Annotated in this window: 15 protein-coding genes; 1 reads left to right on the forward strand and 14 read right to left on the reverse strand. The window is 48.7% G+C overall.

The window, feature by feature from the left end; translation table 11 throughout:
- Positions 1–95 precede the first annotated feature (95 nt).
- The 4 genes from tuf to rpsO form a co-directional block, all read right to left on the reverse strand.
- Positions 96–1,286: an elongation factor Tu gene (tuf, locus tag HF569_RS11495; protein ID WP_168902528.1), complete on the reverse strand. Its 1,191-nt coding sequence runs from the start codon at positions 1,284–1,286 to the stop codon at positions 96–98.
- Positions 1,287–1,466: 180 nt separating this feature from the next.
- Complete coding sequence (locus HF569_RS11500) at positions 1,467–2,423, reverse strand: hypothetical protein (RefSeq protein ID WP_168902529.1); 957 nt, start codon at positions 2,421–2,423, stop codon at positions 1,467–1,469.
- 76 nt (positions 2,424–2,499) lie between these two features.
- On the reverse strand, positions 2,500–4,386 hold the full coding sequence (locus HF569_RS11505) for a ribonuclease J (RefSeq protein ID WP_168902530.1): 1,887 nt from the start codon (positions 4,384–4,386) through the stop codon (positions 2,500–2,502).
- A gap of 207 nt (positions 4,387–4,593) precedes the next feature.
- Entirely contained in the window at positions 4,594–4,863 is a 270-nt protein-coding gene (rpsO, locus tag HF569_RS11510; RefSeq protein ID WP_168848973.1) for a 30S ribosomal protein S15, read from the reverse strand.
- 276 nt (positions 4,864–5,139) lie between these two features.
- Here rpsO and rpsT point away from each other — a divergent pair, with 276 nt between their 5' ends.
- A complete protein-coding gene (rpsT, locus tag HF569_RS11515) occupies positions 5,140–5,394 on the forward strand; it encodes a 30S ribosomal protein S20 (protein ID WP_056990141.1) in 255 nt (84 codons plus the stop codon).
- A gap of 73 nt (positions 5,395–5,467) precedes the next feature.
- Here rpsT and holA read toward each other — a convergent pair whose 3' ends face one another.
- The 10 genes from holA to HF569_RS12700 all read right to left on the reverse strand — a co-directional run bounded on the left by holA (position 5,468) and on the right by HF569_RS12700 (position 14,245).
- On the reverse strand, positions 5,468–6,499 hold the full coding sequence (holA, locus tag HF569_RS11520; protein WP_168902531.1) for a DNA polymerase III subunit delta: 1,032 nt from the start codon (positions 6,497–6,499) through the stop codon (positions 5,468–5,470).
- Complete coding sequence (locus HF569_RS11525; protein WP_332870979.1) at positions 6,496–8,760, reverse strand: DNA internalization-related competence protein ComEC/Rec2; 2,265 nt, start codon at positions 8,758–8,760, stop codon at positions 6,496–6,498. The genes holA and HF569_RS11525 overlap by 4 nt, the downstream gene beginning before the upstream one ends.
- Positions 8,760–9,239 carry a ComE operon protein 2 gene (locus HF569_RS11530; RefSeq protein WP_168902532.1) on the reverse strand — a complete coding sequence of 160 codons (480 nt, stop codon included), beginning with the start codon at positions 9,237–9,239 and terminating at the stop codon, positions 8,760–8,762. The genes HF569_RS11525 and HF569_RS11530 overlap by 1 nt, the downstream gene beginning before the upstream one ends.
- 114 nt (positions 9,240–9,353) lie before the next feature.
- The gene (locus HF569_RS11535; protein ID WP_168902533.1) at positions 9,354–10,061 is read right to left on the reverse strand and encodes a helix-hairpin-helix domain-containing protein; all 708 of its coding nucleotides are present in this window, start codon (positions 10,059–10,061) and stop codon (positions 9,354–9,356) included.
- A gap of 212 nt (positions 10,062–10,273) precedes the next feature.
- Positions 10,274–11,320, reverse strand: coding sequence for a SepM family pheromone-processing serine protease (locus HF569_RS11540; RefSeq protein WP_168902534.1), 1,047 nt, complete (start codon positions 11,318–11,320; stop codon positions 10,274–10,276).
- Between the two features lie 3 nt (positions 11,321–11,323).
- Positions 11,324–11,806, reverse strand: coding sequence for a pantetheine-phosphate adenylyltransferase (coaD, locus tag HF569_RS11545; RefSeq protein ID WP_168902535.1), 483 nt, complete (start codon positions 11,804–11,806; stop codon positions 11,324–11,326).
- Positions 11,803–12,366, reverse strand: coding sequence for a 16S rRNA (guanine(966)-N(2))-methyltransferase RsmD (gene rsmD, locus HF569_RS11550; RefSeq protein ID WP_168902536.1), 564 nt, complete (start codon positions 12,364–12,366; stop codon positions 11,803–11,805). Before rsmD ends, coaD begins: the two co-directional genes overlap by 4 nt.
- Positions 12,363–12,641: a YlbG family protein gene (locus tag HF569_RS11555; protein ID WP_168850145.1), complete on the reverse strand. Its 279-nt coding sequence runs from the start codon at positions 12,639–12,641 to the stop codon at positions 12,363–12,365. The genes rsmD and HF569_RS11555 overlap by 4 nt, the downstream gene beginning before the upstream one ends.
- Positions 12,642–12,658: 17 nt before the next feature.
- Complete coding sequence (locus HF569_RS11560) at positions 12,659–13,813, reverse strand: FtsW/RodA/SpoVE family cell cycle protein (RefSeq protein WP_168902537.1); 1,155 nt, start codon at positions 13,811–13,813, stop codon at positions 12,659–12,661.
- Between the two features lie 348 nt (positions 13,814–14,161).
- Complete coding sequence (locus HF569_RS12700) at positions 14,162–14,245, reverse strand: IS3 family transposase (protein WP_408610785.1); 84 nt, start codon at positions 14,243–14,245, stop codon at positions 14,162–14,164.
- Position 14,246: the final 1 nt, after the last annotated feature.

Genomic DNA, 14,246 nt, shown 5'->3' on the forward strand with positions numbered 1-14,246 from the left:
TCCCACATGGGCTTCATGATTAAGACACGAAAAAAGGACTGAAAAGTCGAGCTTTTCAGTCCTTTAATCAGGATACACTAATTAAATCACTTTAATTAGTCGTCGATTTCCGTAACGGTACCGGCACCAACAGTGTGGCCACCTTCACGAACAGTAAACTTAGTACCCTTTTCAATGGCAGCTGGTTGGATCAGTTCAACAGTGAACGTCACGTTATCACCAGGCATAACCATTTCAACGCCATCTGGCAATTCGATAACACCAGTGATATCAGTGGTGTGGAAGTAGAATTGTGGACGGTAGTTTGAGAAGAATGGCGTATGACGGCCACCTTCTTCTTTGCTCAAGATGTAGACTTCACCCTTGAACTTTTCGTGCGTTTGGATTGAGCCTGGTTGTGCCAGAACTTGTCCACGAACGACTTGGTCACGGTTAACCCCACGAAGTAAGGCACCAACGTTATCCCCGGCTTCACCAAGGTCCAACGTCTTACGGAACATTTCAAGACCAGTAACAGTCGTCTTCAATACGTCGTCATGTAAACCAACGATTTCAACTTCGTCACCGACTTTAACAGTCCCACGGTCGATACGACCGGAAGCAACAGTCCCACGACCAGTGATCGTGAAGACATCTTCAACAGGCATTAAGAATGGCTTGTCGTTTTCACGTTCTGGAGTTGGGATGTAGTCATCAACGATGTCCATCAAGTGAAGGATAACCTTAGTTTGTTCTTCGTCGCCTTCAAGAGCCTTCAAAGCGGAACCACGAACAACAGGAATATCGTCACCAGGGTAATCGTATTCAGACAATAACTCACGAACTTCCATTTCAACTAAGTCAACCAATTCGTCATCGTCAACTAAGTCGGTCTTGTTTAAGAAGACAACGATGTAGTCAACACCAACTTGGCGGGCAAGCAAAATGTGTTCACGCGTTTGTGGCATAGGACCATCAGTAGCAGCAACAACCAAGATAGCACCGTCCATTTGGGCAGCACCAGTGATCATGTTCTTGATGTAGTCAGCATGTCCTGGGGCATCGATATGCGCATAGTGACGCTTTTCAGTTTCGTATTCAACGTGGGCAGTGTTGATCGTGATACCACGTTCACGTTCTTCTGGAGCAGCATCGATATCAGCGTAATCTTCGGCCTTAGCTAAACCTTTGTCAGCAAGTACCTTAGTGATTGCAGCAGTTAACGTCGTTTTCCCATGGTCAATATGGCCAATAGTACCAATATTTACATGGGGTTTAGTTCTTTCATAATGTTCTTTTTCAGCCATTAATGAAACCCTCCTGTATTTTATCGCAAGGATAATCACCTTTCTAACGAAAAATAATCACCCTTTGCGTAAAATTATACTACTTCTTTTCAGAAAGGGAAAGCTGGAACCCTCCCAAAAAAGAATCCTTGACCAGTATATATGCTGCAGAATTATTTGTAAACTAAAATCTTGCCGAATTTACGGTTTTTCATGATTTTTATCGTCAATTGAACCGAATAAAGCCGACATGTAGCGATTTAGGCGGTCTTGCCACACATTAATTTCTTCTAATTCTGCGTCATCGGCCTGATCTGTCACCGATTGTTGCGCCGCCACCTGAACCCAAGCCACCGGATTCTGAATAATTTTATCGATAAACGGGTACAACATCATCAATTGTAACGTAATTGTTTGGGAAATGTTAGCCATAAGCATCGGATCTTGTTGTTCTAAATTCTCATGCAAGTAATTCTGAATCTTTTGTGCCGCCAGACTCGTCCCTACCGGCTTTAATTTAGCCGTATCGACCGCGTGCACTTGATCATCTAACCAGTGCAACTGAACCGTGATTGTGGTGTGCAATCGCAGTAGCTCTTCCAACAAGGTTGCCCGCATCAAGGGGTGTAAAAAGGGATCAACCAGCAAGTATTGCACCCCACGCATAAATTCCTGCAACGGTAACTGCCGTGCCCGTTCAAGCCGCTGTCGTTGTTCAGCAAAGCTCACATCCCCTAAATGGTAGAATTGCTTAGCTAAAACTCGCTGCGTTTCACCCAGACTCTGTCGGGACGCTTGTTCAGCCGCCTCAATCTGGCTTAGTCCCTGGTCACGCCAAGCTTGAGCGGACGGTAATTCACAGAATTCCCGCGCAAAAATAAACTGTTGTTTTTTCAATGCCACGTCAAGTCGCAGCTGAAATGTGGCCGCCGATTCCAAATAGATCAGGTCTTGTTCTGCTGCATATTGCTCGGCCACAGAATACTGCTCATCGTGGTAGAGACTGGCCACTAAATATCGGTTAAATTCAGCCGTCTGCTGGTCAGCATAGAGCTTTTCAAACAAATCAATAGCCGTAGACCAGTCTTCAGTAGAAAACGCCTGACGTGCCTTTTTTGCCGCTGCTTCACGTGCAGCTGGGCTGGAAAATCCTTCCATAATCGTCCCCCCTTATCACCATTTTTGAATCAAAACGGACCGACGTCTAAATTGGCCTCGGTCCGCTTCATTTCAATTAGTCTTTCTTATCTGCGACGGGTTTCTTAGCCCGTGGACGCCGCTTGCGATTACGACGAGGTTTATTTGCCGATTGGCCATCCGCGGCCGACTTGGACTTACTTGCCGCCTTAGCTTTAGGTTTGGCTTTGGCCTTCCCCTTCGGCTTGCTTACGGCCTTGGTGTCCTTAGCATGGGCCTTGCCAGTCGTCGCCTTGTCCTTGCTACTGGAGCGGCGATGATGCTGGTTGACTTCCATGATAACCGGTAAGATCACGGGACGTCTGTGCGTTTGCTCAAACAGGTAATGACTCAGGTGTTCACGTACATCCTGCTTCAAATGGCCCCAATCGAACTCCTTGTTGTCCAAGTTGTTCTGCACGGCCTTACGAATAATCTGACCGCTTTCCTGCATCAAGTCTTTATTCGCCTTAACGTAAACAAACCCGCGGGACGTGATCTTAGGATCAGCCACGATTTGTTTTTTCTTCCGATCAATGGTTACGACCGCAATAAAGATCCCATCATCCGCCAAGACCTTCCGATCCCGTAAGACGATGTTTCCAATATCACCGACACCAATCCCATCGATCATGGTATCACTGACATCGATTCCCTCACCAAGGCCCATCGTGCCCTTAGCGTAGGTCAGAACATCCCCTTTAGCCAGGATGAAGATATGGTCAGCTGGCATGCCTAATTCCATCGCGGCATTCGCATGGGCGTTTAGCAACCGGTATTCACCCTGAATAGGAACCAAGTACGTCGGCTTTAACAGGTTCAACATTAATTGTAGATCACGTTTGTAAGCGTGGCCGGATGAATTCATCTCATCAGAAATGGCTTTGACTTCGCCACCGGCACGGTAGACCATATCACGCGTCTGCGCCACCGTGGTATCCATCGCATGGGAGGGGGTCGTCGCAATGTAAACGAGGTCGCCCTCTTGAATATTAAGTTTCTTCTCCTGCTTGTTAGCCATCCGTTGAATAGACTTAATCGGCTCACCCATTTTACCCGTCTGTAAAATAACCGTTTCGGCAGGTTCTAGGCTATCCAACTGTTCAGGAGTAACTAATAGGTCGTCATCAAATGATAACTTACCTAATTTCATCGCCGTGTTCACAATCTTCTCTAAGTCCTGCCCCGTTAAACAAACCTTGCGCCCTGTCTTGGCAGCGGCATCGAAGACTTGTTGAATACGCAGAATGTTAGAGGCGACACAGGCGACAACGACGCGCCCATTCCGATAGTTGAACGTTTCTTCAATTGACTCCGCAATGGCTTGCTCGGAAGCATTCATATTGGGATTTTCAGCATTGGCTGAGTCACTCAGTACCGCCAAAACGCCAGCCTGACCGATCGCCCCTAACCGTGCATAATCCGTTTGATAACCCGGCTTGGCCGTTTGATCAAACTTAAAGTCACCCGTATAGACGATTTGACCTTCATCCGTCTTCAAGTCAATCCCAAGTGATTCTGGAATCGAATGGGTGGTCGAGAAGAAGGAAACGACCACGTCGCCAAAGTCAATTTCCGTCTTTTCATCTACGACGTGAAAATCATCATAGTTCTTCACTTTAGGTTCATCAGCCACGTTCAACTTGGCTAACGCAATCGTCATTTCGGACCCAAAAACTGGGACGTTAAACTCACTCAAGAAGTAAGGTAACGCGCCAATTGCATCAGCATGGCCGTGGGTTAAGAAGACCGCCACGATCCGATCCTTATTTTCTCGTAAGTAACTCCAGTCAGGAATCACAACATCGATCCCCAACAACTCATTTTCCGGGTACTTCAACCCACAATCTAAAATATAAATACTGCCATTAACATCAACGGCATACATGTTCTTTCCGTTCTCGCGGACACCGCCGAACGGTATAATCTTTATCTTCGCACTCATAAGTTCACCTCAAGTATCTTTACTAGTTTTTAAGTTAATCACTGATCACAACCGACCAGTCTTTTCTTATAGGTATCGCTACCTAGATTCGTCCATGATTAAACTTTCTCCAGTCTACCATACTTTAGGCAATTACTGAACTATGAAGACATGCCACGCAAAAAAAGTCCATCTCCCAGTGGGAAATGGACTCGTAGGTGCGGCGAATTAACGACGCAAGCCTAAGCTCTTGATTAATTCACGGTAACGTTGAACGTCGGTCTTCCGTAAGTAAGCCAAAAGGTTACGACGGTGACCAATCTTCTTCATCAAACCACGTTGTGAATGGAAATCCTTACGGTGCTTTTGCATGTGCACGTTGATTTCGTTGATGTCAGCAGTCAAAACAGCAACTTGGACTTCAGTAGAACCCGTGTCGCCTTCGTGACGTGCGTATTGCTTGATGATTTCGTTCTTCTTTTCTGGACTAATAGCCATGGTAAATGTACCACCCTTCATATAATTGCCCTAAACTGAGTAAGTCGACGGTGGTTGTCGAGCCAACTAAGTTAAGGGTTTGTGCTTTTGCACAGTTATTAATCATACTTAAATCCTGACCAAATAGCAAGTTTTTCTTCAAGATTACCTATCAAGTAATATTGCTTTACATTTATCGCGCGAAAGTATTGCATTCGGTCGTTGGGTTCTGTATAATTACATACGTTGAAATTAAGATTTCCGGTACAGGAATTCTCATTCGGAGGTGAAATTTTCATGCCAATTATCAAATCAGCAATCGAACGTGCCAAGACTAACGTTAAGGCCAACGAACGTAACTCAGCACAATTAAGCACTATGCGGACTGCCGTTAAGCGTTTTGAAGAAGCTAAGACGGCCGGTGCCGACAACGCGGAAGAATTATACCGTTTAGCTAGTGCTGCTGTTGACCACGCCGCTTCTAAGGGCTTGATCAAGAAAAACAAGGCTTCCCGTGACAAGTCACGGATGGCTGCACGTTTAGCTAAGTAATCAATTAATCAAAAACGATTAGATGATGCAATCAGGGGATCGACCATTTGGCCGATCCCCTTTTTTGTATGATTTAAGCTGATTGGCCGTTTGCGAACTGCGTCATAAACAATGAAAACAACATTTCCGGTTCCATCGACGTTGACTTCATCTGCTTCTCCACCCGAAATAGTCCCAAATAGGCCTGATTGAGATCCGTTAACCTAAACCGGCGCTGCGACTGTAGGGCCAGTTTGATCCGGTACGGGTGCACCTTGAGCAAGCTGGCTAATTTACCCTGACTGTACCCCTGCTTAGCCAACACCTTGGTTTGAATCAACAACCGAAACTGCCCCTGCAATATGGCATTAATCTTCAACGGTTCCTCTTTAGCCAACAAGAGTTCTCGGTACAACGTCACCGCTTTGGCCGTATCCTTCGCCAAGACCTGGTTAACCAGATCAAAAACGTTTTGCGTCAACGTCTGGGCTACCAGGCCATTCACAGCGTCCGCGGCAATACTCTTTTTAGGGTAGGTAAATAACTCCAGCTTCGGCAACTCGGCCATCATCAACGTCAGGTCCGCATCAGTCCGTTGAATCAACTCATTTAATGCGGGCCCTTCCATCGTGTAGCCATCCCGTTTCAGTTGCGTGGTCACAAATTGCCGGACATCGCGCTCGGAAAAATGACCAATATCAACGGTCGTTGCCACTTTCTTCAATTCTTTAGTCACTTTTTTTCGACCATCTAGCTTCTCGTATGGTGCAAAGAAGACTAAGGCCGTACTCTCCATTGGTGCCGTCAGATACGTTTGTAAACTGCCCACATCATGTTCTACCTTTTGCTTCTTCGTCTCTCCCGTCAAGAATTGCGGGTTATCAATACAAACGACGCGTCGTTCGCCAAAGAATGGTGCCGCCATGGCATCGTCCAGGGCCACCGCTAACGGCACCGTGTCCATATCATAGCTGGCAAAGTTCATAGTCTGTTCTTCAGCCGGTACAACTGCCTTAAACGCAGCCTTTAACCGACGCTGTAAATAATCCGCCTGGCCCATAATCAAATAAACGGGTGCCAGTTGGCCACCAGTCGCTAACGTGTTTAAAAGTTCATTAATCGTCAAGAATCCTGTGCCCCTTTAATTTTAGTCTGCCAGAACCCGTGGGTCCCCGTGTACACATAGCGAATCATCCCGCTAGTCTGGGTACTTACCGCTGGAACCTGCGTTGATCGCAAGGTCGCCAAAGTCTCCGCGTGGGGGTGTCCGTAGCGATTACGCCGCCCTGCAGAAATAATTGCCCATCGCGGCCGTAACTGCGCAATAAAGGCCGGTGCACTTGCCGTCTTACTACCGTGATGTCCTAATTTTAACACGTCCGTTCGTAACTGTGGGTGCTCGGTTATGATTTTCTGTTCCCCAGCTTGATCAAGGTCGCCCATGAATAGAAAATTCAAGCCCCCGAAGTCACCCTGGAGCGCTAATGAATTGGCATTTTCTGCCGGTGCCGCCTCGTAGGGATGCCGTACGACCAACGGAACGGCACTCCCCACTTGAATGGGCTGAACCGCCACCGGGTACCGACTATCCGCTAGTAAATGACGCCACCCCGGTTCACGTTCCATGCCAGCCGGAACTAGCAGGCGTTTGACCCGTAACTCATGCAGAAACGCCGGTAAATCGCCAATATGATCCGCATCATGATGCGTCAAATAGAGATCATCCACGTGATCAATGCCCAGGCTGCGCAGATAATTCAAGGATGTCCGACTCGCACTATAAGTCGTTGGCGTTGGTGGTACCCATTTAGGCAGGGGAAAAGCCAATCGGCCACCCGTGTCAATCATCGCAATTCGTCGATTGAACGGTTCCCGCAAAAGAATACTATCCCCTTGCCCGACATCAAAATACGCGACTTCACCGTGGAGGGGCAGATGAATGAGGCCGTACATCACACCATAACTTACTAGTAACCCGATCAACCAGTGACGCCGCTGCCTCACCGGTCGACTGAAGAGCCACCAACTCAGCGCAACCCACAGCCAACACACCCACCACCAAGGTTTCCCAAAGCTAACGTTACCGGGAAGTTCAGCCAAGCGATTCAGCATGGCATCTAGCCCACCCAAAAGCCCCGCACACCACTGACCGACCATCGGCACCCACGGCCAGCTCACCGCGCCAATTAAAGTCAGCGGTAGCATGACAATGGGAAATAATGGCACCAACACCACATTGGCCAATACCGTCAGCAGGTGCCACTGAAAAATACCATTAAGCAAACTCGGCAAGCCTAATAACGTTAATCCTAACTGACGCCAGGCCCCAGACTCCCGTGCTAGCAGAACCAAGCCTAACGAAAGGCCGTAGCTCAGTTGGCTTCCTAGTTCAAACAGCATCCCCGGATTAAGCCATAATCCGACCAGCAACGCACCGGACCAAGCATCCAACGCCGAAATAGTCACGCTTACCTTTCGCCCACCGAGTTGGATCCCGCGCATCAAGCACGCCCGTAGCACACCACTACCGCCACCGGCTAAAATAAAGTAGCCTGGCAACCCCAACAAGAGGCCCCATTCCCAGTGCTCCCGTTGTAAACGCAGCTGAACACACAGCCACTCAACCACCGTTAAAATTAAGGCAACGTGCAGGCCAGAAATTGAAAAAAGATGCAGCAAGCCCAATTGCCGCATACCCTGCAGTTCCTGCGTAGCTTCGGCCGCCCGTACTCCTGGCAGAAGACCTAGCGCATACACCCGCAGCGCCCCTGGTAAACGATCACAATAGCGAATCAAGCGTGTGCGTTGCCGGTGCCACCACTGACTCGCCCAGTGACCGAGGGCTACCTTCTGATGACGCCGCTGAAGCACCTGATCTACTTTGACTGACTTGGTCACCCCACGATTCGCCCAATAGCGCGCCGCGTCGAATTGATTAAAATTGGTTGCAGCCATGATGCCAATCTGTTGGCCTTTAATTTGCCAAGTCTGTGCCCGGCGCAACTGCTTTAATTGGCGTAATTCCGCGGCTGATCGGGCCCACCCACTAACCGTGAGCGCTTCGCCATTCTGCGCATTTTTACCGATAAAGTAATAACTGGCCCCCCGAAAGACCAATTCATCCGGTTGGAAGTTAACCGTCAACGTTACCACCGTGGGCTGAAACATCGAGACCTGCCGGCGTTGAGTATCCTGCTGACGCCACACTAGTAAGCCACCGAAGGCCATCATAACCACTAATCCGATTACCAGAGTAGGCCGGTGACGTAGCGTCAACACCCGGCTAAAGATGACCACCAGCAGTAGGCTTCCCGCCATCGGATGACCACCGCCAATTACACTCACCGCCGCCGCGATGAAGGCGACAAATAGCCAGTGATTAGCCACTAATCCTGCTTAGGTTGGTCAAAGGGCAGTTGTGCGAGCAACGTGGGATCAACCGTTACCTGGTTGAGCTCAACGTGCTTCAAGGCAATCAGCTTCTGCGCGTACGGGTCATTATGGTAATTTCGCATATAAGTAATCTTACGAATACCCGCTTGTAACAACATCTTGGTACATTGCAGGCAAGGAAAGTCCGTCACGTAAATTTCAGCACCGTCCGTCGCTTCACCAAACTTAGCACATTGTAAAATTGCATTCATTTCCGCATGAATGGTCCGCACACAATGACCATCCACTAGATAACATCCCTCATCTAGACAGTGCGCGTCACCCGATACTGACCCATTATAGCCCGCCGCAATGATTCGCTTGTCCCGAACCAGTGTTGCCCCGACGGACAGCCGATTACACGTGCTCCGTGTCGAGATGACCAGCGCCTGTAACATAAAATATTGATCCCAAGGAATTCGTTGTCTTTGCATCATAAGTCCCCATTTCTTTTACCATTTAATGACGATCCGTTTGCTACTTCTATCAATAACCATTAGCTTACACCATCACTCTTAATTTAACTAGCGGTGGGCTAACCCACGACCCTACGTTGTCAGTTGATCTTGCAAATTCTCAACGGTCTTCTCTCCAAATCCCGGCACTTGAGTTAAATCTTTAACCGTCTGAAATGACCCATGCGCCGTGCGATAATCCACAATCTTTTGGGCTTTTTTCTCGCCGATTCCCGTGAGTTGTTGTAAATCACTTACGGTGGCGGTGTTCAAATTAACCACGGTCGCCGCCTTACCATCTGCTTTGGCTGCGCTCTGATTGCCCGCCCCATTTGCCGAGGACGAGGCTTGCTGATTGCCCGCGCGTTGTACCGTCTCACCCTTTAGCGGTATCTGTAACTGCTGTTGATCAGTCAGTCGACTCGCCAGATTAATCTGTTTGCGATCAGCCTTCCCCGTTAACCCACCTGCCGCTTTAATGGCATCAGCAACCCGCATCTCTGCGGAAAATTGATACAACCCCGGATGAGCCACCGCCCCCTGAACATCCACAAATACCCGCGTATCATGGCTGCTCACTTGATGCGGTGTACCGCTCACTTCAGTTGTGGCCTTACTGGTCGCGTGACTCGACTGCTGCGTCTGCTCCTGTGGGACTGTAGCCGGCAGGGCCTTGGCGGGACGTTGACCCCACAATAACCAGCCACCAAACACGACGCTTAGGAGCAGCACACTCACGCCTCCCAGCACGACTTGTCGCTGACGAGACAATCCCAGCCACCATTCACTTATTCTTTGCATTGTTAATTCCTCCCTTATCCTTAACTCCGTAATCGCGGGTGGAATTTTTTTCTTTTCAAAAAAAGAGTCCAGGAAAAATTCCCAGACTCTCCTTGCATGCCCAATAGAGATGGCCGAAACGCGGAAGGGGCGCTTAACCCGCTAGTCAAATCATCCCCAGTCAGGATTACTGTTCGCTAACGAATCGCCCTTCAACCCACGCTCCATTTAAGCTAATGTGTTTTTAAATAGTGAACTGCATCATCAAACGACTCAACCGGTACAACTTTCATATTAGGGGCATACTTTTTAGCCGTTGCCTTAGCTAGTTGATAGTTTGTTTGATGTTGCTCTTCATACTTCAAGAGTAGCTTGGTGGGTTTAACATACGGCGCAAAGAAGACCGTCGCACCAGCCCGCTTGGCAGCGATGATTTTTTTATCAATCCCGCCAATCTCACCAACATCCCCGTTGGCATCAATCGTTCCCGTTCCGGCAATCTTCTTGCCATGACGCAGATTCTGCCCCGTAACCTGGGTATAAATCTGCAGACTAAACATCAGACCACCGGATGGACCGCCAATGTCGCCAGCATCTACCGAGACTTTAGGTTTTGCTTGCACCTTAACGTTATCGGTCAACGTAATGCCAATCCCGGCCTTTTTAGTCGGTAATTGCATGAGCTTAGCCGTTGCCGACTGCGTTTTACCATTATGTTGATAGGTAATGGTGGTTTTCGCCCCGACCTTTTGCTGCTGGATATAGTGCTGATACCCGACCATCGAATTAAAGTGACGGCCGTTAACCTTAGTCACCGTATCGCCAACTCGGAGTTTGCCGGCAAAGGGCGACTTATCGTCCACGCTCAACACGTAGATCCCCAAATACCGACGGGTTACCGACTTGTGGGCAGCCTTGTAGGCGGTGTAAATGGATTCATTAATGGCACTCTGCATATAGAAATCCTGCACCTTGTCATACGTCGCATTGCTAGCGCCCCCCGTAACTGCATCAATGCTTTCGACACTGTAATATGAGTTCAGCTTGGCATATAAGTAGGTCGCTGGTCGGGCCTGAGCCAGCGCAACCGAGGTAATCATATATTTACCACTATGGCGATCCGGATGGCCCGGCATCTTCACGAACGTTTTCAGATTATCGGCCTCACCCGGACCTTCAATATATCGGGGAAGCGGTAAGAAGAAAAACGCTAGCACTGCCAATGCAGCGATTGCGGTGCCAATGACCTGCCACCACTGATGCCGCGTTAATTTCCACATGCGCTATTCACGCTCCAATCGATCACGTAGCCCCGCGGCAACCGCCGGTGGGACTAACGATGTCAGATCGCCCCCAAATTGTGCGACCTCTTTGAGCAGACTCGACGACACAAACTGATACTTAGGTGCCGCCATCAAACACACCGTGTCCATCTCAGCGGCTAACGTCCGGTTCATCCCGGCAATTCCCTGTTCAAACTCAAAGTCCGTACTATTTCTCAGTCCGCGAACCAAGACCGTCGCGTGGACCGAACGCATGAAGTCAACCGTCAGGCCAGTCTCTACTTGAACGGACACGTTATCTAAGTCCGCAATTTCTGTCTCAATGAATGCCACTCGTTCGCTTGCCGTAAAAACGCCGCGTTTCGCGGTATTCTGACCAACGGCGACGATGAGCTGGTCAAACATCCGACTAGCCCGCTCAATCAGATCCAAATGGCCATTCGTTAAGGGGTCAAAGCTTCCCGGAAAAACTGCAATTGTCATTCGTCGTCACTTCCCACTGCGTAGATCGTCAATTCTGTAATGCCATAGTCGCGGCGTTCCAGCAACCTAAAACCCGGTAGTTCATCGGGAAGCTGGGCCTGTTGATCGGTCTCGCAGACAATCCGAGCATGATCGGTCAGGAGGTTCAACTCCCGTAAAACCGCCATTTGATCCGCGATTTTTTGCAACGCATACGGTGGGTCGAAAAAGACTAAATCAAACGACTGTCCCTGTTCACCCAATTCCTTAAGCGCGCGGTTAGCGTCCCGCTTCAAGACGACGAACCGCTCGGGCGCCTTGGTCACCGCAATATTGTCCTTAATCGTTTTAATCGCTGCATACTGTTTGTCAATCAACACCGCCTGCTCAATACCACGCGAAACGGCCTCAATACTCAGGCCACCAGACCCCGCAAACAGATCCAGGCTGCGACCGCCATCAAAGTAAGGGCCAATAATATTAAACAGTGCTTCCTTGACCTTGTCCGTTGTGGGCCGCGTCGCCATTCCTGGTACCGCCTTTAACCGCCGGCCACCAAAATCACCTGCTACAATTCTCATTCATCATCATCCTTTGCCGCCGCCATTTCTTCGGCGACTCCGTTAAAAGTTTCGTTAATCGCTGGTCGTTGTGAGGCGACCACCCGTTTGACGAATCGTAAATGATTCAATTGATCCGTTAAGGTGGCGACCTCGTCACGGTTAACGTATAGTACCACGTACCGCATCTTTTTCGACACGTACATCACCGTGCCATAACGTTTCAGCTGCCGCGTTTGTTTCAAACTATACGTGTACACAATTAAGCTTTGACGCGGTTGTATCTCAAATGCCATTGGTCGTTCCTCCTCACTCAATGCGTCGCCCGGTAATGCTTTTGCCGAGCGCTAATATTCATGACGACACCCATTACCAGGGCTAGTGTCCACGTACTTGACCCCCCATAACTAATGAAGGGAAAGGTCACCCCAGTGATTGGGAGCAGCCCGAGCACACCACCTAAATTGAATAGCGTTTGAACCGTCAGATACGTCGCTGCGCCGTAGCAGATCAGCGCGTGATAGCTCGAATTGCTCCGAATGCCCACTAGGACTGTTCGGGTAATAATCAAAAAGAGCAGACTAATCACTGCCAGTGCCGTAATCAACCCCAGTTCTTCCGCTAAGATTGCCATGATAAAATCGGTGTTGGGTTCTGGCAAATATCCCGTCTTCTGGATACTATTTCCCCAGCCCACACCGAAAACACCACCATTACTCAGCGCATAATAGGAATTGACCAGCTGTTGGCCGACGCCTTGTGAGTGCTTGAACGGGTCTACAAACGCTACCACCCGTTGCAGCTGATAATTATTCTTAGCAAAGCTCAGCTCTGAGACTTTAATCGCTAGTGGAAAAACAACGCCGACAACAAAGAGTATGGCAGCCAGAAAATAAGTGATGGCGCGTTTCCAGTTGAAACCACTCGATAGCAGCAACACAAATACAATGCTGGCGTTGATCGTCGCGCCCCCGAGGTCGGGCTGAATCAAAATCAGGCCAACCATGCCGGCACTAATAATTACCGGTCGGAGCATCACTGCCCACCAGCCTTCAAGTGCAATTGCATCTTGCCGGCGATCAATCACGTGGGCCAACCACACAATCAGATAAAATTTCACAAATTCCGCGGGTTGAATGCTGATCGGTCCCAAGCGAATCCAACCAGCAGCCCCATTGATCGTCTTTCCCACCACTAACAGAAAGAGCAGTGAGCACACGGCTAAAATACTAGCATATTTTAAGACTTTTTTATCACGCAATTTATTGAGGTTCATCAACACCATGAAGGTATAGATCGCTAACCCCAAGATGACAAACATCAATTGCTTAACTAAGTAACTCCGTGGGCTTCCCCCGTTTTGTGCGCCAATATCAGCGCTGGCCGAGTAGACCATAACAATTCCAAAGATACTCAAAACTAAATATGGCACAAACAGCCAGTAATCTAAATATTTTAACTTTCGCATACGTTTTATTCGCTCCAAGTCCACCGTCCGTAAACGGCAATCGAATGGTTATATTATAGCATAGCTTCTGGTTAAGAATACCTAAAACTCATCGTTACCAGCCGGGACAAACGTCGACCTACCAATCGTTCAACCTGTTCATCATGTCCTTAGAAGTTGACTGACGAAATTCCCACCTTATACCCGTACCGATAGGAATTCCCACTGTTAAATTAGGCTAAATTGGTCGCACTCCGGCTGCCAGAAATTTCGCCTGCTGTGGGGGACGCTTCAGACTGGAAAACCACCCGTCTTCTCGCTCGATTTGGAGCCACGAAAACTGACGTGTACCCCAAAAGTTGGAACGTTTTATGCTGCTTGTGCTAGCTCAAAGTCACGTGGTGATAAATACCCAAGCTTACCTTGAATCCGATCATTATTATAATAATGAATC

The sequence above is a fragment of the Levilactobacillus tujiorum genome (assembly GCF_012641185.1).
GTDB classification, from domain to species: Bacteria; Bacillota; Bacilli; order Lactobacillales; family Lactobacillaceae; genus Levilactobacillus; species Levilactobacillus tujiorum.